The sequence below is a fragment of the Niallia sp. XMNu-256 genome, assembly GCF_036670015.1.
Classification (GTDB): domain Bacteria; phylum Bacillota; class Bacilli; order Bacillales; family Cytobacillaceae; genus Bacillus_BD.
The window spans coordinates 193,953-220,736 of sequence record NZ_CP137636.1 but is presented as its reverse complement, the minus strand read 5'-3'; the positions used below and the strand labels follow the sequence as shown (position 1 = coordinate 220,736).

Genomic DNA, 26,784 nt, shown 5'->3' with positions numbered 1-26,784 from the left:
CATATGACTAAAGTTGATTTAAAAGCAAAACCATTCAATCTTACTGATGAAGATATAAAGTGGGTACAAGATACGATTAATACAATGACGATTGAGGAAAAAATTGGGCAGTTATTCGTTAATATGGGATCAAGTCGTACAGAAGAATACTTAACGGAAACGGTCAATAAATACCATATTGGTGCGGTTCGTTACAATCCTGGTACAGCCGAAGAAGTATATGATCAAAATAAAATTCTTCAAGAAAAAAGTAAAATTCCTTTACTTATTGCAGCTAATACAGAAGCTGGCGGTAATGGAGCTTGTACAGATGGCACAGAAGTTGGTGTTGAAGTAAAAATTGGTGCAACCAATGATCCGAAATGGGCTTATGAAATGGGCCGTGTTTCTGGTGTTGAGGCATCTGCGATTGGCTGTAATTGGAGCTTTGCCCCGATCGTTGACATTAATTACAACTGGCGTAACCCTATTATCTCAAGCCGTTCATTCGGTGCTGATCCAGATTTAGTTTTAGAAATGAGCTTAGCGTATATGAAGGGAATCCAAGAAAGCGGAATTGCCCCTGCCGCAAAGCACTGGCCTGGTGATGGTGTTGATGAGCGTGACCAACATTTATCCTTTAGTGTTAACAGCTATTCAACAGAAGAATGGGATAAAACATTTGGTAAAGTTTACAAAGGCTTAATTGATGCCGGCCTCCCTTCAATCATGGCTGGACATATTCATTTACCTGCATATGAAAGACATTTTAATCCAGGTATAAAAGACGAAGATCTAATGCCAGCTACCCTTTCTAAAGAAATCACTACAGATCTATTACGCGGAAAATTAGGCTTTAACGGCGTTGTCGTTACAGACGCCAGCCATATGGTTGGTTTAACAGGTGCAATGAAGCGAAGCAAAGTCCTTCCTACATCGATTGCAGCAGGTTGTGACCTATTCTTATTCTTTAATGATCCAGATGAAGATTTCGGTTATATGATGGATGGTTATAAAGAAGGAATTATCACTGAAGAACGTTTGCAAGAAGCATTAGAACGTATTTTAGGTCTAAAAGCAATGCTTGGTCTTCACAAAAAGTCAAAAACAGAAATTTTACTACCTAAAGAAGAAGCACTAGCAAAAATTGGCCTTCCTGAAAACAAAGCACTTTTCAAACAAGTTGCTGACCATGCCATCACTTTAGTAAAAGACAAACAAGATATTTGGCCTGTCACTCCTGAGAAATATAAACGTGTTTTATTAGTTGATGTAAAAGGTGTGCAAGGCGGATTCGGCGCAATGCTCGGTGGTAAAGAAAAAGTTGTCGATATTATGAAAGAATTATTAGAAGAACAAGGATTTGAAGTGACGATCTGGGAATCAACAGAAGAAAGAATCATGAAACTTCCAGAAGATGAAAGAGCGGCAGCCATTGCAAATGTCTATGCTCAAAAGAGACCGATCCATGAGTTAACTGGTAGTTATGATCTTATCATCAACCTTGCCAACGTTAACCCAGGAACGGTTCAACGAATCGTATGGCCAGCAAGTAAAGGAACACCAGATATTCCTTTCTATGTTCATGAAGTTCCGACAATCTTCGTTTCTGTTCAATACCCATATCATCTCCCAGATGTACCTCAAGTGAAAACGTACATCAATGCGTATGACAGCAGAAAAGCGAACTTAGAAGTGCTTGTTGAAAAATTAATGGGACGTTCTGAATTTAAAGGCGAAAGCCCAGCAGATCCATTCTGCGGATTTGTTGATACACGAATCTAATCCAATTATTCTATAAAGAAGAAGCCCAACCACCTAAAAAAACAAGGCGTTGGGCTTTTTCAACATTCGAGGTAGATTTATTCTTATTTTAGATTTAACATACTAGCTCACAAAGCATTTATTTATTTTCCAGTTCATTAACCTTGTAAAAGTACTCAAACGGTATATAATAAAAGTTAATTACATTTTTTAGCGTTTTCTAGGGTTCCGCAACGAATGGTTGGTCTGGTCCGAGAGAAAACCCACAGTGCATGGCTGTGTCACGGAGGGATAAAAGCCCGGGAGAAACTGATTAAACAGTTTTCACCCAGGGCTTTTTTGTTTTTGTTATCATTAATTTAACCCAGCAGAAGTCCTGTCTATGAATAATTTGAATCCACCTTTGCGAAATTTAGTAGGAGTTTATAATGCTGAGTTAAGTTAAAGCCTACGGCGGATAGATTTTTCAGGATATCTCGAGAAAATCTGGGCGCAAATTCGCCAAGGCAAATTTGAATATTTGGAGGTGTCTATCAATGAATCGACATTGGATAAAAGTATTTGTTGCAGCTTTTTTGGAGATTTTCTGGGTAATTGGATTATCTCATTCATATGATTTTTGGACTTGGACTGGAACGATTATTTGTATCATCGTGAGCAACTATTTAATGATAACAGCGGCCCAAGTCCTCCCGGCCGGTACCGTTTATGCTATTTTCGTAGGGTTAGGAACAGCAGGTACAGTTATCTCAGAAATTCTCTTCTTTGGTGAACCTTTTAGATGGGAAAAAATACTCTTAATCCTAGTGTTACTAATAGGAGTGATTGGTTTGAAGTTAGTTACAGATGAAAACGCTGAGAAAGGAGAGGCATCCTAATGGCTTGGTTTGCGCTTATTTTAGCAGGTTTATTGGAGACATTTGGTGTAGCAATGATTAATCAATTGTCAAAAACGAAAAATTGGCAGACTGTACTTTTATTAATTATTGGTTTTGGGTTAAGTCTATCTTTATTAAGTTACTCCATGCAATTTTTACCAATGGGTACAGCCTATGCGATATGGACAGGAATCGGTGTGGTTGGCGGCGCCTTAGTCGGAATGTTTTTTTACGGGGAATCCAAGGACTGGAAGAGACTGGTCTTTATCGCAATGGTATTAAGCTCTGCGATCGGGCTAAAACTAGTTTCATAGATACAGCCCCTTGTCTATCCGTACATTATATTTAAGCAGGTGATCAATATGAATATAAAAAAATATTTAGAGCGTATTCAAGCGGTAAAGAAAGAAGAGTTAACTCTCAAATATCTAGCTTATCTTCAAAAGCAGCATGTTCTAAACGTTCCTTTTGAGAATTTGGATATTATGAAGGAAAAACCCCTTTCCTTAAATAAAGATTCTCTTTATCAAAAGCTCATAATGGATCAACGTGGTGGCGTTTGTTATGAGTTAAACGGAGCATTTTATCATCTGTTAAAAGAGATTGGTTTTAATGCCTATTTAATGGCAGGTACTGTATATGCGGGTAATGGCCAGTGGGCACTTGAAAATGGTCATATGTTCATCATCGTTACGCTAGAAAACAAGGAATATTTGGTAGACGTTGGATTTGGAGGAAACTGCCCGAGACTTCCTGTTCCACTCAGTGGAGAAGAAGCGATTGATCGTGATGGGGATTACCGAGTTAAAAAAGATAAAACCCAACCGCTTTTTTATTTACAAAAAAGGACAGGTGCTGATTGGAAAACAATCTATCGCTTTGACACTCCTTCAAACCAATGGAATTTAGATAAGATCCGCCCAATCAGTCTACTTACTGAAACCTCTCCCCAATCAAAGTTCAATAAGATGTATTTCTTGTCGCGAGTAACAGAAGTTGGTCGCATTACCTTATCAGGAAATAGCCTGACCATTGTGGAAGGTAGTGAAAAAACGAAGCAAGAGTTAAAGGAACATGAGATTAAGGAAGCAGTTCGGCATTACTTTCAATTGGAGTTATAATTTCTGGATAGAGTGATGAAACACCGGGGTTATCTGGTGTTTCATCTGTCAAGAATAATGAATGGTCCATTCATTATTCTCAACATGCAAAAAAATCCATTTTGAAAAGTTATCAAAATGGATTTTAATCATCGTAGTTTTTTATAGGTCTATTATCGAACCACTACAGTCATCATGAACATGAGATAGATACTTAAAACAAATAAACAACTAAACAGAAAAGATACGTAAATCGACGCCCTTTTGAAAAACGATAATCCCATTAACGCTAAGAATAAAATAGATAGCACTAAGAAGGATGCTGTATTGGCATTCAAAGCAAAGCCGATTGTGCTTCCTGGATCAATCATGTCACTGTGGAATAAACGGAATATAGGTGACACTGCCTCACTTGTTAAATAATGACCATGGGCTGGAGATTGTTGTGTAAAAATAGCGGTTATCAAGAAAATGACAAATAAAATAAAACCCTCTACACGAATCCAAGGAATCGGATTAAATGTAGGATTTTTTGAGAGTTTATATTTCACAACAAACCCATTCACCAAAGCGTAAAAGATAACCGGAAGCAAGAATAAATGTTTAATAAATAATCCTTGTCCGTAAGATACCATCCAAGAATCTGTATAATCATCCACCAATACATCCATTAAGAGAAAACCACTAAGGGCTGTGGCAACTAGACAGCAAATTGCTACCACTGAAAACCAACTTAAAAATTTAAACCAATTTTCATGATTCCGTGAACACCAACCAACGATAAGTAAGATCCCCACCCAAATACTGACAGCAGCTAAATGCACAAAATCACTGACAATCCCTATAGTTGGATCCATAGAGGCCGCATGGCTTGACCAAGCAACTGTTAACATTAACCCGAATGTGAGCATCATCCCTAAAAGGGCAAAGCTTCTCTTTTCAATAGGTCTCACCAAGGTAATTAATAGGACTAACAAAACAGAACCAAGCAAGGTAAAATTCCATAAGGTACCAGCTGTATAGGTTGTTAAAACCATTTTTAGAGCTTCCACTAAACCTAAACGAGGAGAAATAAACAAGGCGATATCAAGTACAGGGAAAAACGCAAAGACAGGCAGGGTAACTGCACTAATAAGTAATAATCGTTTTGGTATATTAAGATCTGGACGATATTCCTTTGGTACAAGCAGTAGAGCAAAGCTCCCTGCTAATACCGAAAAGCATAAATATAGAAGCGTTTGACTAATAATAATTAATAGATCCATACCCTATTTCCTTTTTCTAAGCAAGAGGAAACCGCCAATTACAATGACAAGAACTAGAACAATTAGAATCATTGTTAATTTGGATGTCTCTTGTTCTTCCGCATCAGCTGAAATGGTTGACGTCTCATTTTCTGTTAGTTCCTGAGCTGATTCGGTGGATTCCTCCCCCCCATTCGCTTCCGTTGTTTCTGATGGCTCTATCGTTTCCTCCTCCGCAGATTCAGGAATTTCAGCGTCTACTGTAAAAGAGAATTCACCTTCTAAAGGGTGACCGTCCGCACTAATGATATTCCAATTCACTTGATATTCGCCATCTGAAAGTGGTTTAGGAAGTGGAGCAGTCAAAGTGTCCCCTTCTATAATCTCTTCCTGAATTTCAACTTCTTGCCCCTCTGTTGTTGTAACCTCTATGTAGCTGCCTTGCTCAATGTTAGCGTCGAATTCAAGCCTAATTTCATTTAATGGTTCAGTAACAACGTCTCCATCCGCTGGATTTGATGCGCCTAAATGCGAGTGGGCTAGTGCACTCGTTGAAATACAAATGGCTAATAAGAATGCCGTTATCATTATAAATATACGTTTCAAACTAATTCCTCCCCCTATTATTTTATAGTTGTCTAAGGTTTAAAAAATCCGATTCATCGATCGGTGGAAAAACTTAATCAGCTTAGATTTAATGCTCCACTTATTAAAGTGGAAGGAAAACTACACCTATCGCAAGCTTTGTACAAAAAATTCCTGAATAAAATTATGGTATTTCTATATAACATTATATATACAGCGGAAATATTACATAATACCCCGAAAGAGTGATTTTAAAGCATAATTATTAATAATCATTGAATAGATGTTAAAATATAGACATATTGCAGTATAAAGAAAAGGGTGGAAGCTTGAACTATAAACAGATTAAATGGCTAATTTTAATAACCCCAACGATTACCATTGCCTTATGGGAATATTTACGTCATGAATTTCTTCTGTCTTTTATCTCTATGGAATTGGGGAATTACCTCTCTCCATTATTTGTTTTTATCATTACACTCGTATTTGTACGACGTTTATTTACTATTTTAGAAAGAATGGCAGAAGAACTTCGGTTGGAAAAGGAGAAAAAAGCTGCACTTATTGAGCGAGAAAAATTAGCAAGGGAACTTCATGACGGAATTGCCCAATCTCTTTTTCTATTATCTGTAAAAGTAAATAAATTTAGTCGAAAAAATGGACTCCAACATGATTCTGATTTTCAAAAAATTAAACAAACCTTACAACATATTCACGAGGATACTCGTCAAGCAATTACAAACTTAAAATACATACCTGTTGAAAGTCCTTTCAGTTGGACGGAAACCATCTATCAATATGTAACAGAACTTAAAAATCAACATTTAATAGATGTTGATTTAAATTGGGACATTAATGAGGATTTATTGTCACCTAAAGAGAAAGTTGAGTTATTCTCCTGTATAAAAGAGGCCATTGTGAACGTCATAAAGCATGCCAATACAAATCAAATTTGGATTGAAGCAAAGGAAATCAATCATGGTTGGATTTGTAAAGTTATTGATCGGGGAGTAGGCTTCACCGATGAAACACTTACATCTAGCAAGGGATATGGATTACAAATCATTAAAGACAGAGCAAAAGATATGAATTGGGATTTTTCTATGAAGAGGATTGAAAGTGAAACCATCATTACCTTAAAAAAGGAGGGAAAATAAGTGCAGCCTTTTCGTATATTAATTGTAGACGATCACTCTCATGCAAGAGAAGCAATTCGGGAAATCTTAGAGGAGTATGATGACTTCCTTATTATTGGAGAAGCGAAGAATGGAGAAGAAGCCATTCAACTGACTGAAGAGTTAATGCCAGATATCATTCTGATGGATATTCAAATGCCGGTTATGGATGGGCTAGAGGCAACTAAAAGAATTAAGCTTCAATTCCCCTCAGTAAAAATTGTAATGATTACTGTATCCGATGATATTACGGATTTATTTGATGCACTAAAAAAAGGGGCTCAAGGATATTTACTAAAAAATCTCCAATCAGAAGCATGGTATGAGCATTTAAAAGCCTTTGCCCTAGATGAAGTCCCAATGTCTAAGGAAATAGCCTTTCAAATCTTAAAGGAATTCCCCCATAGTAAACCAATCGTGAAAGAAAAAACACCTTTGTCTCTACGGGAATTAGAGGTTCTGCAATTAGTGGCTAAGGGATTATCAAATAGGGAAATTTCAGAGACCCTATTTATTTCGGAACATACGGTTAAAAGTCACCTAAAGAATATATTAAGTAAGCTTCATTTAGATAACCGAGTGCAGTTAACCAGTTATGCCTTTCAACAAGGTTTGGTGGAATAGCTTTGTCGAATGAGGTGTGAACTCGTTATACAGTTTTTCACCTCTCCATCCGACTACATCCTTTCACAATTCTTACCCAGTTTTAAACCTCTGCCAACTTCTGACTCTGTCCTATTCGTTTGGGTGTACTTATTCGTATTCTATTAAACTCTTAGATATTAGAAGGTCATTCACATCTTTTAGAGAATAGTTAAACGAAACTATTCCCTAAATAGAAGAAGTGTTAATCTAGTGAAATCCCTCTTTTGCACATTCCCACCTTAATATCCTTATACTTTTTCATTCAATTTCGGTATACTACCAAGTCATATCCAATTATCATATAACTATAATTATCCTATTTTTATATTTTTAGGTGGAGAATGAAAAATGAATAGACGCAAGGGAATGTTGCTTGTTATCACTGGGGCACTATTTTGGGGAGTTGGTGGAACTGCCTCACAGAAGCTGTTTCAACAATATGGAATCGACGTTAATTGGCTAGTAACGACCCGATTGCTCATCGCTGGTTTTTTACTATTGACCATTCAATTTTTACGGAAGGACCGTTTACAGGTTTTTAGCGTATGGAAAAAGAAAAAAACAGCCGTTAGACTCGTTATTCTTGGATTACTGGGCATGCTTGCGGTTCAGTATACCTACATGGCATCCATTAACCATGGGAATGCCGCTGTGGCAACTCTATTACAATATTTAGCACCCGTCATGATCATTATTTATTTGCATTTACGTAAACAGGCTGTATTGACACAAAAGGATTTATTAACTGTTTCACTCGCTTTAGGTGGTTGTTTCCTCCTATTAACGAATGGTTCTATTTCCGGGTTATCTGTGCCTACACCAGCCATTGTTTGGGGAATATTATCAGGTATTGCTTTGGCCTTCTATACCTTATATGCCGGACCACTCCTTTCCCAATATGATTCTCTTGTTATTGTCGGATGGGCAATGATCATTGGGGGCTTATCATTAAGCTTTATCCACCCTCCTTGGCAAATAGACTTCACAGCCTTAACAACAGAAGCCTATCTATACTTAATATTTGTCATCCTTTTCGGTACAATGCTTGCTTTTTGGTTTTATATTAAAAGTCTACAAAGTCTCTCCCCTAAAGAAACCAGCCTTCTAGGCACAATAGAACCGTTAGCAGCTGTTTTAATAACGGTCTTCTGGTTAAAAGAGCCTTTCGGAGTTTTTCAATGGGTGGGTACGGCCTGTATTATTGGGATGATCGTATTACTCGCTTACAATAAAAAAACTTCTTCCGCTAAGGCAAAGCAAGCTAAAAAACCCCTCAAAATCAGTTAATTCTGAGGGGTTTTTTTGCAATTTATTATGCAGCTATCGTTGTATTTTTTGAGTCCTTTTGAGAAATTAAGTGACCTAGTGACCATAATTTACTTCCATTAATAGCAAGGTATACAGCCATCGCTAATAAAATGACATCTAATTCATAACCAGCCATTTGGCCATTTCCTAAGAAACCTAACGGAAGCTTTACTGTTACAGTTGCTCCAATCATAATGACTCCAATTAGAATAGATACAATTTTCGTTGCAAAGCCAATAATTAATGCAAATCCACCTACTAATTCAATAATTGCTACCACATAAGCTAAAAATCCCGGCAACCCAATGCTGCTAAACCATGCGGCTTGATTCTCAATTCCACCTTGAAATTTAACAAAACCATGAATAAAGAACGTAATCCCCAGTACGACTCGTAAAATAAGTGCTCCAATTTCGTGTTTCATAACAATCCTTCTCCTCTTTAAATAGTCTATATTATCATTTTATAATTGTTGATACCATTGCCCCGCGGCTTTCACTTCTTCTCCAGTCAATTGATGACCTCGGTTCTCCCAATGAAGTTCTACCTTTGCATTCGCCTGCTCTAATAAGGCTTGTAACTCAGTCGATTCCTCAGGTGAACAGATTGGATCATTCGTTCCGGCAGCAATGAACACAGACTTTCCTGTTAAATCAGGAAGTTCAATTCCTCTTCTTGGAACCATTGGGTGATGAAGAATCGCTGCCTTTAATGCATCCCGATAATGAAATAACAGACTTGCGGCAATGTTGGCCCCATTTGAGTAACCAATTGCAATAACATTTCCTTGATCAAATCCATACTTTTCAGCCGCTTCATCTAAAAATTGATTTAATTCATTTGTTCGAAAAACGAGATCCTCTTCATCAAATACCCCTTCTGCTAATCGACGGAAAAAGCGGGGCATTCCATTTTCCAACACATTGCCGCGAACACTTAACACGTTTGCTTCTGCATCAATCATTCCGGCAAGTGGTAACAAGTCTAATTCATTCCCCCCTGTACCATGTAACAATAGTAAAGTTGGCTTTTCAGGATTTTTACCCTTTTGAAAAATATGTTTCATTATTATTCTCCTTTCAAAACTGAACCTCACTAGGAGGTAAAATTAAAAACATATTTGCATTTAATTAAAATATATTTACATTAGTTATCTTTAATTCGAGATAATCGTACTATGTTTATTAAATAAAGTCAATGCCTTTTATAAATTAATTTTATAACCCCAAAAAGGTGCTAGGCATTATCCATTTCTGGATTACCTAGCACCTTAATTATATCCCCTTTTCGTCACAGTATTGGTCAACCAATTCTTGTATTTGGTTGAGCTCGGGACTTTTTCCTGAAAAGGAAAACTGTATTTCCTCTTGAAACTCTCCATTTTTATAAACATGTACAGCTCCATTCTGTTCAATAACACTGTACTCTGGTTCGAAACGATATCCATTCCGTTCAATGGCTCCCATTTTAACAGCTCCTTGTTATTCTGTACATCTAAGATGACTGGTATCTGTACCTTTTAGTCTTTTCTATTATTTAATTTTTAATACAAAGCTTATTCGTGCTAATTTCCTATCTCTCTAATAATAGTTTTTCAATATCTTCTTCATTTCTGATGATTTTCTCATTTTCTCTTAATCCTTTGAAAGTAGATTAGATAGTACAAGAGTATTTTGGAGGAATATTCGAATGAAAATTATTTTACTTATTGGCAGTAGACAGGGATGACCTTATAAAAAAAGTGCCAGGAAGCATCCAAAAAGGATGATACCTAGCACCTTTATACTTTTATTGATTTGCTTGTTCTAGTCGTGTTTCAATTTCAGTCATAATGTCTCCGGCTTTTTGCCAATCACCATTTGAAAGGGCATCCTGATAATTACCGAATAACTCAGAGAATTCCTGTATTAATTGATCTGAATTTAATGGCGCTCCTGGAGAAGGTGTTCCTTCCTCTGCCGCTTCATTGGATGGTTCTTGTTCACCTTCAATATCTTCCGGTGTTGGCCCTTCAGGTTGTAAAGCACCGGCATCCGTTCCACCGTTAGCCAGTTCAAGGATTCGATTCAATGCTTTGTCAAACGTTGCCTCCATGACAATATGATCTTGATAAGCAACGACAACCTGTTTGACCTCTGGCAGCGATGTTTCGTTGGCAGATTCAATATAGATTGGTTCAACATAGAGCATCGTATCCTCAATTGGAATCGATAGCAGGTTACCTCGGATGACTTGAGATCCCCCTTGTGACCATAGGTTTAACTCTTGAGAAATGACACTGTCCTGATTGATCCGATTTTCAATTTGCTGCGGACCATAGACATTTTCCTGTTTCGGGAAACGATAGACAAACTTTTCTCCATATTGTTCGCCATCATTACGAACGCCCATCCAACCGACCATATTCTGTCGATTTCTAGGAGTATATGGCATCATTAAAATGAATTCTTCTTGCTCATATTCTGGAAGTTTCATGGTTACATAATAAGGTGCCATTTCAATATCTTCGTTGAAATAATGCTCTGTTGGAAATTCCCAGCGATCTTCTCGATTATAAAAGATTTCTAGATTCGTCATATGATACGTACCATATTTATTTGCTTGAATCGAAAATAATCTTTCTGGATAACGAAAATGGTTCTGCACATCTTCTGGAACGTCTGTTGTAAAAAGTTTCGGAAACATGTTTTGATACGTTTTAAGCAATGGGTCATCTGGTTCAGCAACAAAGAAATTAACCTCTCCAGTATAAGCATCAATCATAACCTTTGCTGCATTTTTAATATAGTTTTTGTTGCCTTCGTAATTTTCCGCATAAGGGTAACCTTGTTCAACAAGATAGGCATCAATGATCCACACAAGTGACCCATCATCCCGTACAACGATATATGGATCCTCATCATATTCGAAAAATGGAGCGATTCGATTAACACGATCGACTATATTCCGTGTATCAAGCAACTGACTCTCACTAGAAAGTTGATCAGACACGAACATTCGGAATGAGCCTTCATTGATCGCAAATAACAAACGATTCCATCCATTCAGCTGAATTCCTTTATCTGACTCGTAACGATTAGTCACATTCTGTTCACCTGATGGATAGTCAAATTCATCGACGGATGTATTTACGATCACGTTTGGATAATCCAATTCACCAAAATAAATTTGTGGACGTTCCACGTTAACTGCACCTTCTGGCGGAAGATTTTTTACAATATATTGAGGTTGACCTTGTGAAGTAACCTCATTTACTTGGCTCATTGCAATTCCGTATCCATGCGTATACCTCAAAGTCCGGTTAACCCATGTTTGGGCTTGGTCAGGCAAGTCCACCGTATTCAACTCTCTTGCACCAATAAATACTTGCTCGTATTCACCATCAATTTCATATCGATCGACATCAATATCATTAAATTGATAATATGTCCGGAACGTCTGTAATTGATTATAAATATCAAGCAACGGACGTGCGTCATTAATTCGCACATTATTAATTGTTAGTTCATTATTTTTAATCATCTCTGGACTTAGAGAATCTTGATTACCTGGGTGCTCGGTTATTTTAATATCTTCAAGGTCATAAGCTTTTCTAGTAAAATTCAAATTATGCTCCAAATAAGTTTTTTCACGTTGAAACTCATTTGGCTCTACAACATAGTTTTGAACAACAGCTGAAACGCCTTGTCCAAGAATAATAACCGCAAAATAAGCAATAATCGGATACAAAGTCAATTTAATATTGCCTTTTCTCAATGTAAGAATAACCCAAATTGATCCAATCACTGCTACTGCCGCTAGAATATAAGAAACAGGGATATTAATTATACGGTCTGTATAACTTATTCCATGGACTACACTCGTTTGAAGAACATTGACTTGATTTGTCAATAGTGCCTGATAAGGTGTTAGTAAATGCGAACATGCCAGCAAAATCCCGATAACAGCAATCGTTAATCCAAGATGGATTTGTGCCGAACGGTTCATTCGGTACATGTGAAAAACAGAATACGCAGCTGCTACAACCACGAGCACGAAGAAACCTAAACCTAGTAAAATATTAATTATTATTTCTAAAAATGGGAGAACAAACATGTAGAAGGAAATGTCTAGATTGAATATGGGGTCACTTTCCCCAAATGCCTCGTAATTTTGAATCTTTAAAAGTGGTTCCCAGCCCACACCTTGAGCAATGGTACTTCCCATCAGTCCTACGAAAAGGGCAATGGCGAGAAGTCCCACATTCACAATTGCTTTTCTCTCATAGAGAAAGGCCGGTAGTTGCTGTTGGTCAAAGTGACTTAAGTAGCTTCTACGTATCCAAAATAAGGTTAGCCATGTTACAAATCCATAGACAACAAAACCAGCTACGCCTAGCATAAGTTTACTGCTCAGAATCGTAGTGAATACGCTGCCAAATTCAAGAGAGTCCATCCAGATATATTCAGTAATCCACTGGAAGGTACTAATCCCGATAATAAAAAGAATCAATAGAGTCCCAATAATGCCCCCAGTCCAACCGTTAAATTTCGGTAGCTTCGGTAACTTTGATGCCCTTGGTATCTTTGTTACTTTCTTACGGTTAGTATAAACTTTAAAGTCCATAATTCCTCCTTTAACGGTGCCTTATTAATAGAATCCTAGTTAGTTGCTTTTAGTTTTCTAGGATAAAATAAGAAAGGTCCGATTTATTTTATTAGTTACTTACTATTCTAACAATATTACGTCAGTAAGTCATTTCTAATGGCCTATTTTATCTATGAGAAACCATTCTCTCTTTGTAGTTGCTAGGAATACGAAGCGCTGAGTATACTAAAATAAAGTGATAAACTGTAACGTTCAGAAAAGGAGCAATGACCTTGTCTTTTTATAATGACTTAACAGCATATTATGATCAAATTTTCCCTTTAAATCAAACTGCCTTCTCGTTTATATCTCAACACCTTCCTGAGGGAAGCACGATCCTGGATATAGGTGCTGGCACGGGCAATATGGCTATTGCTCTTGCAGAGAAAGGCATAAAAGTTACTGCATCAGAGCCAGAAGAAACGATGGCACAATCCATTCAAGATAAGGCTAGTTCTAGGGGAATAGATTTATCCGTCTTTACCAAATCGATGGAGGAAATTGATGAAATTCAAGGGAGCTTTGATGGAATCCTCTGCCTCGGAAACACACTTCCCCATTTATCGAATACTAGAGAGATTGAAATCTTTTTAAAGAAATGTTATTTAAAATTGGGACAGAATGGGGTCCTGATAATTCAGCAAGTGAATTATGATCGGGTATTAACTAAACACGATTTCTCATTTCCAGTGATTGAAAAAGAAGACTTCACTTTTACGAGGCATTATGAAAAGAAGGATGAGCATATTCTTTTTAGTACAAGATTAACGGTTAATGAGAAGACGATTGAAAACACCATGCCATTATTTCCAATTATATCTCAACAACTCATTTCATTGCTTAAAGTAGCTGGCTTTGGAGTGGTTAATGTACACGGAAACTTTAAAGGAGAGGCTCACTCCATCGACTCACCTGCACTGGTCATTGTAGCAAAGAAATCCTGAACATGAGATAATCTTACATATTATAAGGAAAAAGACTCGATTTCATAGAGAGAACGAGTCTTTCTTTTTTGTCATAGGAATTTTTTGAAATTATAAGGTTAAGCTATAATAGTTCCCTAGCTAATAGTCGGTATACATTCAGGCGTTTTTCTTGTGAATGAGGAATACTACAAATCACGGCTTCATCAAATCCATAGCGTTCCTGTTCTTCTTGTAACTTCGCGGCAATTTCCTTTGCATCGCCTACTAAATGAATTTTACGATTTTCTTGAATAAGCATACGTTCCATCTCTGTCAATGGATATTCATGGGCTTCTTCAGGAGTCATAACTGAAGTGATCTGGCCTCTTCTAAACAACAAACGCCAAATTTCTTGTGGTCTTGCCTCAAATTCCGCTTCTTCTTTTGTTTCGGCTGTTGTTACCATATAAGAAACATTAATTTGTGGCTTCTCCATAAATGCTGAAGGTTGGAAGTTGCTTCTATATGCATCTAAAATCTCTTTGCTCAATTCACCATTGAAAAATTGAGCGAACGAGTACCCTACCCCTCTTTTTCCAGCTTGAACCGCGCTATTGCCCGTCGATCCTAATAGCCAAGCTTCTGGCAGAACGACCTGTGACGGAGTTGCAATGGCATTACTGTACCAACCATCTTCAGGGACTTCGTCGTTGATCAACTGTAGGGTTGTATCAAACTTTTCATATAAATTGTCTAACATCGGTGGCCGACCTTGCGATAAAGCATAAATCGCATTGTTATCTCCTCCAGGAGCTCGACCAATACCAAAATCAATACGACCTGGTGATAAGGCGCTTAACGTTTTAAACACTTCTGCGAGTTTCAATGGGGAATAATGCATTAACATCACTCCCCCTGTTCCGACACGAATTCTCTCCGTTTTTGCTGCCAAATGAGCTGTCGTCACTTCAGGAGCTGAACTTGCATAATGTCTGCCTCCATGGTGTTCAGCCATCCACATTCGATGATAACCTAACTCATCTCCCAAAATAGCCAATTCTGCTGCTTTTTTTAGAGCATCTGCATCCGTATTCCCCTTTGTGATAGGAGCTTGGTCTAATATACTTAATTTCATTGGTTAACACCCTTTCAGTCCGTCTTTAGGTAAAACATTTTTTAGAATTAACATTCAATCCTGTGACAATTCTCATTAAAACAAAATTATATTCAAAAGTTTGCATCAAGTTAAAATTATTAGATAGTTATTCTATAAGTTTAGGATATATAAATCATCAAGTAAAGTTTTCTGTTTCTCATTTGATCTATGATTACCCAATCATCACCCATACTAAAATTGGCCCATCATAAAACCTAAATAAGCCAAGGTAATGCCACCACAATAAGTAATGCCGTTATATATATAGAATTCCTTTTTTCTATTGTTTAAGTGAAGCTGTACTCCCTCTAATTTGAATGTTGAAAATGTCGTAAATGCTCCCAGATAGCCAGTACCGAACAGCCATAAAAGGGGTTGACTTAAACCCAATCCAAAGATTAATCCGAGAAGAAAAGAACCTAATAAATTTATTATTAAAGTTGCCATAGGTATATTGAAAGTAAATCTATTATTGATAAATTGACTCACCGAAAAACGCGTGATTGCTCCGAAAAACCCACCAACTCCCACTAACAGCAAATTGCCTAAAGTCATAAATTTCTTCCTCTATTCTTTATAAACCCTAAGTGACACATTGCTAATCCTCCAAACAAACTAACAAATACATATATAATTCCTAAAAGTAGATGGTTTTCCTGAAATAACTTTACCGTTTCCACACTAAATGTTGAAAAAGTCGTGAATGAGCCAACAAAGCCTGTTCCTATGGCAGTTTTGAAGTGGGAGGGAATTGGAAATTTCATAAAAGCCACAGTTGTTAGCCAAGCCAACAAAAAGCTCCCTAATAAGTTGACAATTAACGTGGCCAACGGAAATACAGTACCTTCTTCAAACAAAACTACCCCAACTAGATACCTTAAAGTGGCTCCCAAAAATCCAGCTATACCAACCCATATATAAGTCACTATTACATTCCCTCCGTTTCCCCAAAAAAAAGACTCCTGACAGTATATTATACCAGCAGAAGTCTTTACAAAAAATTGTCCCCAAATGATACCTTACTAAGTAAAAAGAGATTCAAATCATTGCTAAACCCGAAGCACAGTAAACTGTCCGTCTCCATATATTCAATTTTAGCGATAACCCTTATTTCTATTCTTTTACTTTTATTAATCGTAAACTATTTAATGTTACAAGTAATGTTGCTCCCATATCGGCAAATATCGCTATCCATAATGTTAACCAACCAGGCATTACCAACAGCAATGCTACTAGTTTAATAGCAATAGAAAAAGTGATATTTTGCTTAATGATCGTTAAGGCTTTACGGCTTAATTTGATCGTATATGGCAACTTGCTTAAATCATCAGACATTAAAGCAATATCAGCCGTTTCTAATGCTGTGTCCGTTCCGGCACCACCCATCGCTACACCAACTGTTGACGCCGCAAGTGCTGGAGCATCGTTCACTCCATCCCCCACCATCGCCACACTTTGATGGTTTTCGCGAAGTTTTTTAATGAAGTTCAACTTTCCTTCTGGAAGCAAGTCAGCTTTAATATTAGAAACCCCGACTATTTTTCCAATGGCAATTGCAGTCCTTCGGTTATCACCTGTCAGCATGACAGTTTGAATTCCCATACTGTTCAACTTGCCAATTACTGCTTTAGATGATTCCCTCGTTTCATCAGCTACAGCAATGAGCAAAAGAATTTCCTTTTCCGTTCCCAAAATCATAACAGACTTTCCTTCGTTCTGCCTTTCAACAATCATTTGTTCTTTGTCATTTTCAATGCTGCCATATAACTCCTTAAAAAGATTCAGGCTTCCGACATAATACATTTGGTTATTGACCTTTGCTTTAATGCCTTTACCTGTAATAGATCGGAAGTCACTAACCGTAACATCATTGAATTTTAAGCCTTTTTCCTCTGCTTTTCGTATAATCGCTGAAGCAAGTGGATGTTGTGATCCTTTTTCAATCGCTGCAGCTATGCTCATCCACTCATTTTCATTCCCAACAAACGTCATGATATCTGTTACAGTAGGAATCCCTTTTGTTAATGTTCCTGTTTTATCAAAAGCAATGGCTTTTAAGTGTCCTGCCTCCTCTAAATAGACCCCACCCTTAATTAAAACGCCATTTTTTGCCGCATTGCCTATGGCTGTAACAACCGCAACAGGTGTAGAAACAACTAAGGCACAAGGACAACCAACTACTAATACAGCTAAACCTTGATAAATCCATTCGTTCCAATCCCCTCCAAGTAATGGAGGAATAACAGCAATTAGAAGTGCAATAGCAACAATAGCTGGAGTATAGTATTTTGCAAATTTATCGACAAACGCTTGAGATGGTGCTCTTTCTGCTTGAGCTTCTTCTACAAGATGGATGATTTTCGATAATGTCGTATCTTCAACTTGTTTTGTTACTTTTACCTCCAACAAACCTTCTTCATTCAATGTACCAGCAAATACCTCATCAGCAATTGTTTTAGTTACAGGGATGCTCTCACCGGTAATGGCCGCCTGATTTAATGTCGATGTACCCTTTACAACTATTCCATCCATTGCTAACTTTTGACCAGGCTTTACGATCATAATATCGCCAACGACAATCTCATCCACGTGAACCATCATTTCTATATTCCCACGGCGAATCAATGCCTCTTTTGGAGCTATTTCCATTAAAGATTCAATCGATTGGCGAGCTTTATCCATTGAATAACGCTCTAAGGCCTCACTGATCGCAAATAAAATAACAACAGTTGCCCCTTCACCCCATTCACCAATAAAGGCAGCACCAATAATAGCAATCGTCATGAGTGTGTTCATATCGAACTTTAATCGACTTAAATTTTTGAGTCCTTTCATAAAAAGGCTGTATCCACCAATTAATATGGTTGCTGCATAACCCATTATTTGAAGATAATGCTCTTCACCATATTGCTCCCCTAAAAACCAACTAACCACAAGTAAAAGGGCTGAAATATAAACTTTGATGGTTTCCTTCTGCTTCCAAAACGGTTCTGGCTTTAGCATTTCTTCATTTTCTCCTCGTAATGTTAGGTTTTCAAAAGCACCTGCTTTTTCAAGGGCTTCGATCGTTGTATGGCCCATAACCGTAATTTTAGAAGCACCAAAGTTTACCTTTGCATCTATAACACCATCCAGGCGTTTTACATTCGTTTCGAACGTTTTTGCACAGCCAGCTCAGGAAAACCCTTGAACTCGGTATGTTTTTATTTCGTCTTTAGTTGGTTTTGCTTGCTGATTTGACATTATTTTTCACCTCTTTCTTATGCGCCAGCGCAATCATCATGATTTGTCTGACATGTTCATCATTTAAAGAATAAAATGCCAGTTTCCCTTCTTTTCTAAACTTCACGATCCCTTGTTTATGAAGTGTACGTAAATGATGGGAAGCATTCGCTACAGTAACACCTATGATATTTGCAATATCACACACACATAATTCCTCATCTTGACATAAGGCATAAGTAATTTTCGTTCGATTTTCATCCGCAATCGCCTTTAACATTTGGGCAACACTAGAAAAATCTACTGTGCGTAAATCCCTTTGAATTCGATTGACCTTTTCTTCATCATAACAGTAAATCTCACAGCTATCTTTTTTATTCATTATCCCACTTCATTTCATTCAAGTATTTACTTGAATCAAGTATATGCTGTATATTTACAAACATTCAAGTCTTTATTTGAATGATATAAAATAGTGAGATACGTAAAAAGCTGGACCCCGATTGGAATCCAGCCTTAGTAAAACTATGATATAAAACCTGCTGCAGCTAATATTTCCTTAGCACTGTCCGCCTCATCATCAGATATAAGAACGATCGGACCCGTACATCCCATACCACCTTCTGCATAGACACCTTTTTTCCACAGCTCTTGTACCGCATCTTCAAGTTCCAGGATATCAATACCAGCGATATCGTGTGTTACTACCTTCTTCGGAGGAGCAACCACCTCTTCTGAACTTGCTTCTTTCTTATCACTTGCTTGGGTAAGCTTTGAAAGTACATCCTTAAAACCAGCCTTATCAAGCTTAGCGAATTCATTGTTTGAAATTTCAATGATATTATTTTGAGCACATGTTGCACAGTATCTTAATGCTTCACTAATAACAGGAGCACCAGACGCTCTCGAGATAATATTGATGAGTCTTCCATATCCTTCGCCAACTCCTGGACCATATCCATAGCCTGAAGCCTCATAGCTACCGCCTGTATTATAGGAAGAGAACATTTTCATAAGAATATTTCCTGTTAACGAATCAGTAATCATAACATCAGGTGTTCCCGTAAGAAGGTCATTTCCTCTCATGATAGCTCCACCGTCTGCTCTAACCGATTCAGTAAAGTTGATGTCATATCCTTTTGAAACAAGGTCTTTAAGCACTCTTTCCACCTGTCTTGCTCCATCAACATTTAGAATACCAACTGTAGGATTTTCAATTCCACAAGCCTTTGCAGTAATGATCCCGTAAATAGCATTCTTTACCATACCTTCAACTCTATGAGTTGAGGAAGTTCCGGTAGTTGTAGCAAGGATCATCTCTTTGCCTTTTGCTGGAGTGACTACTCTACCAACTGTTGAAACGCCAATTGGGAAGTTATAATGTAATGTCACGCAGCCTTGAATTTCTTTTGAATCAAGAAGCTCTTCCATTTTCTTTTGAGCATCGGCTTCACAGTCTACTTCGTAAACAGTAAGCTTCGTATCAGCCTTAGGCCCAATTAAAACCACTTCAAAATCGCTATATTTTCTAGATGCCATTTCAGCAGCCTTTACAAGCTCCTCAACTCCAAGCTCACTTCCCAGAGTTGTTAAACCTACTTTAACTCTATTGCCAAAGCTTCCGCTCTCCATAGCATCCGCAATTTCATTAAACACTTGACCTATCAGATTTTTAACGTTGTCATTTGACATGCTATCACTCCTTACTTCACCAGGTAGGAAGCAAAATCCTTCAGAGCCTCTGCAACCATGCTCTTTACTTCTTCTTTGGAAACTGCACCGGCCTCTTCTTCTAATCCAGTATTCTTTTCAACTATTATTGAACAGCCATCAAACAAGTTTGTCATTCTTCCAAGGAATAAGCTTCCTTTTCCGATAACCATCAATCGATTGATTGATCCATCAAGAATTTGTTCTCTTGCAAACCCGATTGAAGGAACACCTGAAGGGATATGTCCTTGTGTTGGCGCAAATCCAATGTATCCAGCTTGCTTAAAGAATTCAGGGAGTTTTGCCTTTTCTAATTGACCTTTCTTAACTGCAAGAGCCCCGATCATCTTATAGTTGGCTGTTGGAACATCTCCAGCACCTGCTGGTTCTGTTGCTTCAGGATTTTGCATTTCTGAAGAATAAACATCAATATCTGTAAATGTTAGTCCCGCTGCCTCAAGTGGTTTAGCAACAAGAGCGTCCATAACAGCCTGTGGTGATGCACCAGCACTTACTGTATGCCTTCCTACAGCGTCTGTTCGTATAATTGGGCTAACTCCATCATTTTCCGAAATAAGAACAGCGAATCCACCGATTACGTCTTCGATGATTGGCATATCTTTCTTTACATGGTCCTTCCCGTTCATTGCAAGTTTAGCAGTAGCTCCCCCTGCTACAACAAGAACATTCTTGTAGATTCCAGACTTTACAAGACCTGCAGCACTAATAAGTGCGTGTGACGGGGCAGCACAGAAACTTCTAATATCTGAACCGGTAGCATTCTTTAATCCAAGTACTTCTCCGATTGCCTTTGCGAAGTTACCTCCACCTCTTTGGTTCATATCTCCACAAGCTTCTTCTGAACACTCGATAATATAATCGATATCCTCTAGGTTGATATCATCATACTTATCGATTAAGTGTAATCCTGCTAGGATACCTGAGGCTTTAACAACAAGGTTTTCCGTCATGATATGTGAAGTTAAGTTTTTATCGTGTTCATGCGCTCTCTTCACACATCCCACTAGCTCGTTATTCATATAAAGCGGCTCAGCATGTTGGGTATTCACTGCCTTCTCAATGTCAGCCATTTCATAGCCTTCACCAAGCTTTGGTGTTAAGTCTTTTAATAGCGGATGCTCTTCAAATGAGGTCTTAATGCTAGCCATTAATCCCTTTTCAATTAAAACAAGGTCAAATGCATCTGATACTTTTAAGAGACCATAAAATTCGTCTTGTGGCATGATTTCGCCAAATTTTCCAAACCTTGAAGCGTTTTCAATTTTCTTATCAAACCATGGTCTTGGCATTGCTGCAAGCTCTTGAGGAGTAATACCACCTATGTAAGCTTGGTTAGCTGGGTAAGCTACACTATCCTCAAATGATCGAATATGTTCTGGTAATTTCTTTAGATATTCTGAATCTGGGTGTGTTTCTCTTTCTAGTGTTTGAGTTGTTCCGTTGTGAATGATCATATCAGGAGAGTTAACAAGTACATAACTTGCTCCTTTAATTACTGGAAACATAATTGCACCTCCATAAACTTCTCTATCATTATTAAAGGGGGTGGAGTTTTCCACCCCCTTCTTTGTTGGGTTAAACTATTTATTGTACTTCGAATACAGTTTGTTCTTCTACTGGAGTTTGAAGAGCCTTAAGAGCTGTTTCAGTCATTTTTCTTCTTAATGCCTTTTCATCTTCCGGTGAAAGACTAGGGTTTCCAAGCGGATGTGGAATAGCTATTGTAGGAACAATTCTGTTTGCTCCAACTGTCATTGAAATAGGAACGATTGTACACATGTGAACGATAGGAAGTCCTGCTCTTTCGATTTCTTTTAACATAGATGCACCGCATCTTGTACAAGTTCCTCAGGTCGAAGTCATAATAACAGCTTGAACTCCGTCAGCGATTAATCTCTTAGCAATTTCTTGACCATACTTCTTAGAGCTAAGAACAGCTGTACCGTTACCAGTAGTTGAGTAAAAATATCTATGAAGACTTCCGATCTTTCCTTCCTTCTCCATATCTCTTAATACGTCAACAGGAATGACCCTATCTGGGTCTTCGTTCGCGTATACTGGGTCATGACCACCGTGAGCTGTTTGGTGGGTTTCACCAGTAAGATCCATTAAGCCCTCGATATCATATTCACCGAATTTTTGCGCGTTAGAAGCTTCGATATGATCAGGGTTACCCTTTGGAACGATCCCGCCTGATGTAACGATCGCAATTTTAGCCTTTGTAATATCAACAACTGGTGCTGCTGGGTCTACTCTATCGAAGTCAGGCATTTTGAATTCTGTTACGAACTCTTCGCCCTTTATCTTCTTAACAAGAAGGTCTACAGCTCTCTTTGATCCTCTTTCAGTTGCAAAGTAGTTCTTTCTAATACCTCTTTCGATGTATCCTTCTACTTCTGGTGCTCCTACTTCTTCACCTTTAGCAAGCTTTAAAGCGAGAGAAGCCATCTTTGGAGCTGCATCTCTAATACCAGCTGCATTGTTCTTTGTAGAAACGATATAAATTTCCTTTTTGAACATGTCAGCACCAGGATTTTCAATGTACATACCTGAAACGACTGGAATGTTAAGGTGTTCCTTCACCAATTTACCAACAGCACCGCAAGCTGTTCCATATCTTCCTGCATTAAATGCAGGTCCAGCAATAAAAATGTCTGGGTTAAACGATTTAACCATATCAAGTATTTCTTGTTCGGCTGATTCTTGGTTTTCTGCAAAGTATGAGTCACCACAAATGATGGTTCCAACGATTTCTGCTTCACCTTTGAAACCTTTATTTAATGCTGCTCCTGGTCCAACAAGACCTTCTCTCTTCTCAGGAGCAATGTGAGCCATTTCTTCACCACCAATTTGGCCGAAGAACTGATTTATATAATGTACGACACGTAACATTGGTTCTTTCCTCCTCCTGGTGGACTAGTCGTTAAACTTTGTATATTCTTTTCTGATGTTTCCTACTTCTTCTTTTATGGCATCTACCTCAAGAACCATTTCCATCATTCCACATTGTTCCTCATAAACAGCCTCATCAAATTCAGCCTTAAGATCATCTTCAATGACATGGTACACTTTAAGGCCGAGCTCAACATTTGCTAACGGTCCTGCATAAGTTGGGTCACCTGCTGTTACAGTTTCTGCTGAAAGTCCTGATGCTTCCGCCTCTGCTCCACCAAGTACAACAACTACATTTTCTGCACCCAATTTTTCAACTGTATCAATAACTCTTTGTTGGATCTCCAGATCCATTGCACCTGCAGCTGTTCAAACGAAACATTCTGTTGAAGCAAATGCAATTTGTCCTCCTGCACTTTTAACACAATCCTCGATAGCTGGTCCTGGAATTCCATCTCTATCTCCAATAGCGATAACATGTTTACCCTTTAATATCGTCATTATAAAAGCCTCCTAAATTTCTATTATTTATATATGATTAGAATGATTTAGCGGTTAGATTGTGGAAACCAACCTCACTTGTAGCACCAGTGATAACTTGGATTTCAGCTTCTATTGAACCGTCTTCTCTTAATGATCCGTCGTATCCACCAGAAAGCATATCGACAACTTCTGGGTGTCCAATAATCTTCTTCATTGCTGGAAGTACAATGATTTCGTTTGCATTTCCTCCAGTAACTATTGCATCAGCTTTTGGAGTTGAGTCAGCAAGTGATTGAGATGCTCCATCTCTTCCAGCATACTCATCTGTTAAAAGAACTGTCTTGATTCCTTTGTCAGTAATCTTGTTACAGTTCATGACAAGGTCAGCATCTGGATTACCAAATCCTTCTTCTGAAATGATAACTGCATCTGCTCCAAGGAACTCAACAAGCTTAGCTGTCATATTTGATGATCTTTCTTTATCAGCAAGGTATACGTTTTCATTAGTAATGACAACTCCAAGGAAGTTATAGTCCTTACCATGTTTTTCGTATAGATCCGTTATAATTGGATGGTTCATATGAACATATGATGGGTTCTTATCACAAGCGGAAACGCAGTTTCCACTAACGATCGCTCCATCAAATGCTTCAGTTGGGTAAATAAAAGTTGGTATAATCTTCTTAGCATCTACACCATATACATATGTGTCGTGAAGAAGACCTTGAGTTTGAAGCATATATACATAAATGACCTTTGGTAGATCTGGATATTCATTAACTTGCTGAAGTAACGGTTTTGTTTCGTAAGACTTTACTTCGTCTGGTTCAACGTTTGCTCCAGCCTTTCCAAGGTAAGCAGCTGTCTTGAATCCAACCATTCTTACTGCTTCTTCATGTTCGTGTTGACGAACTCCTTCAGCAGGTTCGCAGATCATAACCACATTATGAGTCTTTGAGAATGGAGTATATTTTGCTCCCTCTCCTGACATGTCTACGATTCCTTCTTGGAAACCAACAATCTTACCAGTTGTCACAACAGCAGATCCCTTTAATACATGAGTTCTCCCTGATCCTACTTGCTCAACGTTTGAAATAAATCCAGGGAATACTCCACCCTTGCCTTCAACTTTAACTCTCGGTTCAATCACATCTTTAACAGGGATGATTCTAACTTCATCTCCAGGATGAACGATATCAACATCAATCGAAGCTAGGTGTTCGTCCCCACCAACTTCATTTAGAAGTTCTTGCTTGTTTACATAAAGGACACCGTTTTCTACCTTAGTTTCGGCTCCAAATTGTACATCCTTAATAAAAATATTTCCTAATTCAAGGCGCAAAGCCTTCACCTCCCAGGGTGTATTTATATAAAGGCAATGCCGTTACAACTTAATATAAGGCAATGCCGTTATAACCATAAGTTGTTGATAAATTACTCGTAGAATTTCTTAATCATTTCTTCAACATCAGCTACTGAGGAAATTTTATCTGGAGTTAGAACCTCAGCCTTTTCTCCATTTACATACATAATCATTGTTGGTAGTCCAAGTACTTTTTGAGAAATTGCAAGTCTTCTATTTCCAGTTGTATTTAAACTAGTAAACTTAATTTTATCTCCATAAGTTTCTTGCAATTTATGAACATCTGGCATCATTTCTATACAAGTTGTACACTTGTCACCCCAGTAGTCAACGAATACAGGCTTTTCAGTGTAATTAGTAACTTCTGCTTCGAAATTTTCTTTGTTTAACTCTAACATTATGTTACCTCCTGATTATGGAATTTTTTTACTATACTTGTTATGCTTGAACTAAATTTGCTTCTTTTTCAGTGATATATTTTTCAGCGGATATTGCAGAAATTGCTCCATCTGCAGCCGCTGTAATAACTTGTCTTAAAGGCGTTACCCTTACGTCTCCTGCTGCAAAAACTCCCGGTACATTCGTTTTCATCTCTACATCAGTTGGAATATAACCGCTTTCATCAAGTTCTACTTGTCCTTTGAAAGCCTCTGTTATTGGATCAAGTCCAACGAATACGAATACACCATTTACTTCTAGTTTTGAAAGCTCTCCAGTTTTAACATTCTTAACTTCAAGACCTTCAAGGATTTCATCACCGTAAGCGGTTACTGGAACGGTGTCCCAAATGAATTTAATCTTTGGATTGTTAAATGCTCTTTCTTGAAGTGACTTGGCAGCTCTTAAAGCATCTCTTCTATGAATAACTGTTACTGTTTCAGCGAACTTCGTTAGATAAATTGCTTCATCAATAGCTGAGTCACCGCCACCAATAACAGCTACATCTAATCCTTCAAAGAAGTCAGCGTCACATGTTGCACAATATGAAACACCTCTTGCTCTGAATTCCATTTCTTCTCCAAAACCAGCAAGTCTTGGTTCTGCGCCTGTTGTGATGATGACAGATCTTCCTTGATATTGAGCATCTTTACCGTTAATAAATTTTATATCTCCTGAGAAATCGACAGAAACGACTTCATCTTTAACAAACTCTGTTCCAAACTCTTCTGCTTGTTCATGCATTCTTTTCGAAAGAGCTGGACCTGTACAGTCAGGAATAGATCCTGGGTAATTTTCTAATTCAGCAGTTGTTGTCGTTTGTCCACCAAATTTTGCCTTTTCAATTACAAGAACATCTAATTTTGCTCTTGAGCCATATAGTCCTGCTGAAAGTCCTGCAGGGCCTCCACCTATAATTACTATGTCGTAAATCTTTACCATTTCATTACCACCTCGTATAGTTAAGTTTGAACATAGAAAGTGACTCTTAATTTGCTAACTTTTTACAAATTGATTCTATCATTATTTTCTCCCGATTGTTCGCTATTTCACAAATAATACATATTTTATTTTAGTTACAGGTGATAGCGTTTACATTGTTAGTTCTTTATGATAAAGAGAAGGAACCCCCTTACCATACTAACGCAGGACTACTTAATTTATATAGTTTGATTCTATCATTTTTTCCTCAATTTTGCTCACATTTTCACAAATGATTCATAATTTATTTTAATTAACACCGATAGTGTTTACACAATTAAAACTTTATGGTAAATGAACAGCTTATTC

General features: G+C 37.8%; 26 protein-coding genes and 1 riboswitch. Of the genes, 8 read left to right on the top strand and 18 right to left on the bottom strand.

What is annotated here, in order from left to right:
- Window positions 1-3 precede the first annotated feature (3 nt).
- The 4 genes from R4Z10_RS01150 to R4Z10_RS01135 all read left to right on the top strand — a co-directional run bounded on the left by R4Z10_RS01150 (window position 4) and on the right by R4Z10_RS01135 (window position 3,742).
- Complete coding sequence (locus R4Z10_RS01150) at window positions 4-1,764, top strand: glycoside hydrolase family 3 N-terminal domain-containing protein (protein ID WP_338471416.1); 1,761 nt, start codon at window positions 4-6, stop codon at window positions 1,762-1,764.
- A 188-nt stretch (window positions 1,765-1,952) separates the two neighbouring features.
- Window positions 1,953-2,051, top strand: a riboswitch (guanidine-I (ykkC/yxkD leader).
- A 228-nt stretch (window positions 2,052-2,279) separates the two neighbouring features.
- Window positions 2,280-2,621, top strand: a complete 342-nt coding sequence (locus R4Z10_RS01145) for an SMR family transporter (protein ID WP_338471415.1) — start codon at window positions 2,280-2,282, stop codon at window positions 2,619-2,621.
- A complete protein-coding gene (locus R4Z10_RS01140; protein WP_338471414.1) occupies window positions 2,621-2,935 on the top strand; it encodes a multidrug efflux SMR transporter in 315 nt (104 codons plus the stop codon). The genes R4Z10_RS01145 and R4Z10_RS01140 overlap by 1 nt, the downstream gene beginning before the upstream one ends.
- A 48-nt stretch (window positions 2,936-2,983) precedes the next feature.
- The gene (locus tag R4Z10_RS01135; RefSeq protein WP_338471413.1) at window positions 2,984-3,742 is read left to right on the top strand and encodes an arylamine N-acetyltransferase; all 759 of its coding nucleotides are present in this window, start codon (window positions 2,984-2,986) and stop codon (window positions 3,740-3,742) included.
- Between the two features lie 152 nt (window positions 3,743-3,894).
- On the opposite strand, the gene R4Z10_RS01130 is transcribed toward R4Z10_RS01135, so the two are convergent.
- Together R4Z10_RS01130 and R4Z10_RS01125 are read right to left on the bottom strand one after the other, a co-directional pair.
- Complete coding sequence (locus tag R4Z10_RS01130; protein WP_338471412.1) at window positions 3,895-4,986, bottom strand: CopD family protein; 1,092 nt, start codon at window positions 4,984-4,986, stop codon at window positions 3,895-3,897.
- A gap of 3 nt (window positions 4,987-4,989) precedes the next feature.
- Window positions 4,990-5,571, bottom strand: coding sequence for a copper resistance protein CopC (locus tag R4Z10_RS01125; RefSeq protein ID WP_338471411.1), 582 nt, complete (start codon window positions 5,569-5,571; stop codon window positions 4,990-4,992).
- A gap of 308 nt (window positions 5,572-5,879) precedes the next feature.
- On the opposite strand from R4Z10_RS01125, the gene R4Z10_RS01120 reads away from it, so the two are divergent.
- From R4Z10_RS01120 to R4Z10_RS01110, 3 genes are all read left to right on the top strand, one after another.
- The gene (locus tag R4Z10_RS01120) at window positions 5,880-6,707 is read left to right on the top strand and encodes a histidine kinase (protein WP_338471410.1); all 828 of its coding nucleotides are present in this window, start codon (window positions 5,880-5,882) and stop codon (window positions 6,705-6,707) included.
- The gene (locus R4Z10_RS01115; RefSeq protein ID WP_338471409.1) at window positions 6,708-7,349 is read left to right on the top strand and encodes a response regulator transcription factor; all 642 of its coding nucleotides are present in this window, start codon (window positions 6,708-6,710) and stop codon (window positions 7,347-7,349) included.
- 369 nt (window positions 7,350-7,718) lie between these two features.
- The gene (locus R4Z10_RS01110) at window positions 7,719-8,657 is read left to right on the top strand and encodes an EamA family transporter (protein ID WP_338471408.1); all 939 of its coding nucleotides are present in this window, start codon (window positions 7,719-7,721) and stop codon (window positions 8,655-8,657) included.
- A gap of 25 nt (window positions 8,658-8,682) precedes the next feature.
- Here R4Z10_RS01110 and R4Z10_RS01105 read toward each other — a convergent pair whose 3' ends face one another.
- The 4 genes from R4Z10_RS01105 to R4Z10_RS01090 all read right to left on the bottom strand — a co-directional run bounded on the left by R4Z10_RS01105 (window position 8,683) and on the right by R4Z10_RS01090 (window position 13,283).
- Window positions 8,683-9,108 (bottom strand): DoxX family protein, encoded by a 426-nt coding sequence (locus tag R4Z10_RS01105; protein WP_338473133.1) that lies wholly within the window; start codon window positions 9,106-9,108, stop codon window positions 8,683-8,685.
- Between the two features lie 33 nt (window positions 9,109-9,141).
- Window positions 9,142-9,744, bottom strand: a complete 603-nt coding sequence (locus R4Z10_RS01100) for an alpha/beta hydrolase (protein WP_338471407.1) — start codon at window positions 9,742-9,744, stop codon at window positions 9,142-9,144.
- 208 nt (window positions 9,745-9,952) lie between these two features.
- On the bottom strand, window positions 9,953-10,144 hold the full coding sequence (locus R4Z10_RS01095; RefSeq protein ID WP_338471406.1) for a YbxH family protein: 192 nt from the start codon (window positions 10,142-10,144) through the stop codon (window positions 9,953-9,955).
- Between the two features lie 322 nt (window positions 10,145-10,466).
- Complete coding sequence (locus tag R4Z10_RS01090) at window positions 10,467-13,283, bottom strand: UPF0182 family protein (RefSeq protein WP_338471405.1); 2,817 nt, start codon at window positions 13,281-13,283, stop codon at window positions 10,467-10,469.
- A 254-nt stretch (window positions 13,284-13,537) separates the two neighbouring features.
- On the opposite strand from R4Z10_RS01090, the gene R4Z10_RS01085 reads away from it, so the two are divergent.
- Window positions 13,538-14,248 carry a class I SAM-dependent methyltransferase gene (locus R4Z10_RS01085; RefSeq protein ID WP_338471404.1) on the top strand — a complete coding sequence of 237 codons (711 nt, stop codon included), beginning with the start codon at window positions 13,538-13,540 and terminating at the stop codon, window positions 14,246-14,248.
- A 103-nt stretch (window positions 14,249-14,351) separates the two neighbouring features.
- On the opposite strand, the gene R4Z10_RS01080 is transcribed toward R4Z10_RS01085, so the two are convergent.
- The 12 genes from R4Z10_RS01080 to trxB form a co-directional block, all read right to left on the bottom strand.
- Window positions 14,352-15,344, bottom strand: a complete 993-nt coding sequence (locus R4Z10_RS01080; protein WP_338471403.1) for an LLM class flavin-dependent oxidoreductase — start codon at window positions 15,342-15,344, stop codon at window positions 14,352-14,354.
- A 213-nt stretch (window positions 15,345-15,557) separates the two neighbouring features.
- Window positions 15,558-15,920: a CrcB family protein gene (locus R4Z10_RS01075; RefSeq protein WP_338471402.1), complete on the bottom strand. Its 363-nt coding sequence runs from the start codon at window positions 15,918-15,920 to the stop codon at window positions 15,558-15,560.
- Window positions 15,917-16,291 (bottom strand): fluoride efflux transporter CrcB, encoded by a 375-nt coding sequence (gene crcB / locus R4Z10_RS01070; protein ID WP_338471401.1) that lies wholly within the window; start codon window positions 16,289-16,291, stop codon window positions 15,917-15,919. The genes R4Z10_RS01075 and crcB overlap by 4 nt, the downstream gene beginning before the upstream one ends.
- A 187-nt stretch (window positions 16,292-16,478) precedes the next feature.
- Window positions 16,479-18,608, bottom strand: a complete 2,130-nt coding sequence (locus R4Z10_RS01065) for a heavy metal translocating P-type ATPase (RefSeq protein WP_338471400.1) — start codon at window positions 18,606-18,608, stop codon at window positions 16,479-16,481.
- A complete protein-coding gene (locus R4Z10_RS01060) occupies window positions 18,580-18,969 on the bottom strand; it encodes a metalloregulator ArsR/SmtB family transcription factor (RefSeq protein ID WP_338471399.1) in 390 nt (129 codons plus the stop codon). Before R4Z10_RS01060 ends, R4Z10_RS01065 begins: the two co-directional genes overlap by 29 nt.
- Window positions 18,970-19,112: 143 nt before the next feature.
- Window positions 19,113-20,279, bottom strand: coding sequence for a glycine/sarcosine/betaine reductase complex component C subunit alpha (gene grdD, locus R4Z10_RS01055; protein WP_338471398.1), 1,167 nt, complete (start codon window positions 20,277-20,279; stop codon window positions 19,113-19,115).
- 11 nt (window positions 20,280-20,290) lie between these two features.
- Window positions 20,291-21,823, bottom strand: coding sequence for a glycine/sarcosine/betaine reductase complex component C subunit beta (gene grdC / locus R4Z10_RS01050; RefSeq protein ID WP_338471397.1), 1,533 nt, complete (start codon window positions 21,821-21,823; stop codon window positions 20,291-20,293).
- A gap of 79 nt (window positions 21,824-21,902) precedes the next feature.
- Window positions 21,903-23,210, bottom strand: a complete 1,308-nt coding sequence (gene grdB / locus R4Z10_RS01045; protein ID WP_338471396.1) for a glycine reductase complex selenoprotein B — start codon at window positions 23,208-23,210, stop codon at window positions 21,903-21,905.
- Window positions 23,211-23,234: 24 nt separating this feature from the next.
- The gene (gene grdA, locus R4Z10_RS01040) at window positions 23,235-23,711 is read right to left on the bottom strand and encodes a glycine/sarcosine/betaine reductase complex selenoprotein A (protein WP_338471395.1); all 477 of its coding nucleotides are present in this window, start codon (window positions 23,709-23,711) and stop codon (window positions 23,235-23,237) included.
- 37 nt (window positions 23,712-23,748) lie between these two features.
- Window positions 23,749-25,035, bottom strand: a complete 1,287-nt coding sequence (locus R4Z10_RS01035; protein ID WP_338471394.1) for a glycine/sarcosine/betaine reductase component B subunit — start codon at window positions 25,033-25,035, stop codon at window positions 23,749-23,751.
- A 92-nt stretch (window positions 25,036-25,127) separates the two neighbouring features.
- The gene (locus R4Z10_RS01030) at window positions 25,128-25,454 is read right to left on the bottom strand and encodes a thioredoxin family protein (RefSeq protein WP_338471393.1); all 327 of its coding nucleotides are present in this window, start codon (window positions 25,452-25,454) and stop codon (window positions 25,128-25,130) included.
- Between the two features lie 40 nt (window positions 25,455-25,494).
- Window positions 25,495-26,436: a thioredoxin-disulfide reductase gene (gene trxB, locus R4Z10_RS01025; RefSeq protein WP_338471392.1), complete on the bottom strand. Its 942-nt coding sequence runs from the start codon at window positions 26,434-26,436 to the stop codon at window positions 25,495-25,497.
- Window positions 26,437-26,784 lie beyond the last annotated feature (348 nt).

Excerpts from the sequence above, each read along its gene's own strand:
- R4Z10_RS01150 (WP_338471416.1), top strand. The coding sequence starts at position 4 with ATGACTAAAGTTGATTTAAAAGCAAAACCATTCAATCTTACTGATGAA.
- R4Z10_RS01145 (WP_338471415.1), top strand. The coding sequence starts at position 2,280 with ATGAATCGACATTGGATAAAAGTATTTGTTGCAGCTTTTTTGGAGATT.
- R4Z10_RS01140 (WP_338471414.1), top strand. The coding sequence starts at position 2,621 with ATGGCTTGGTTTGCGCTTATTTTAGCAGGTTTATTGGAGACATTTGGT.
- R4Z10_RS01135 (WP_338471413.1), top strand. The coding sequence starts at position 2,984 with ATGAATATAAAAAAATATTTAGAGCGTATTCAAGCGGTAAAGAAAGAA.
- R4Z10_RS01130 (WP_338471412.1), bottom strand. The coding sequence starts at position 4,986 with ATGGATCTATTAATTATTATTAGTCAAACGCTTCTATATTTATGCTTT.
- R4Z10_RS01110 (WP_338471408.1), top strand. The coding sequence starts at position 7,719 with ATGAATAGACGCAAGGGAATGTTGCTTGTTATCACTGGGGCACTATTT.
- R4Z10_RS01100 (WP_338471407.1), bottom strand. The coding sequence starts at position 9,744 with ATGAAACATATTTTTCAAAAGGGTAAAAATCCTGAAAAGCCAACTTTA.
- R4Z10_RS01095 (WP_338471406.1), bottom strand. The coding sequence starts at position 10,144 with ATGGGAGCCATTGAACGGAATGGATATCGTTTCGAACCAGAGTACAGT.
- R4Z10_RS01090 (WP_338471405.1), bottom strand. The coding sequence starts at position 13,283 with ATGGACTTTAAAGTTTATACTAACCGTAAGAAAGTAACAAAGATACCA.
- R4Z10_RS01080 (WP_338471403.1), bottom strand. The coding sequence starts at position 15,344 with ATGAAATTAAGTATATTAGACCAAGCTCCTATCACAAAGGGGAATACG.
- R4Z10_RS01075 (WP_338471402.1), bottom strand. The coding sequence starts at position 15,920 with ATGACTTTAGGCAATTTGCTGTTAGTGGGAGTTGGTGGGTTTTTCGGA.
- R4Z10_RS01060 (WP_338471399.1), bottom strand. The coding sequence starts at position 18,969 with ATGAATAAAAAAGATAGCTGTGAGATTTACTGTTATGATGAAGAAAAG.
- grdD (WP_338471398.1), bottom strand. The coding sequence starts at position 20,279 with ATGTCAAATGACAACGTTAAAAATCTGATAGGTCAAGTGTTTAATGAA.
- grdC (WP_338471397.1), bottom strand. The coding sequence starts at position 21,823 with ATGTTTCCAGTAATTAAAGGAGCAAGTTATGTACTTGTTAACTCTCCT.
- R4Z10_RS01030 (WP_338471393.1), bottom strand. The coding sequence starts at position 25,454 with ATGTTAGAGTTAAACAAAGAAAATTTCGAAGCAGAAGTTACTAATTAC.
- trxB (WP_338471392.1), bottom strand. The coding sequence starts at position 26,436 with ATGGTAAAGATTTACGACATAGTAATTATAGGTGGAGGCCCTGCAGGA.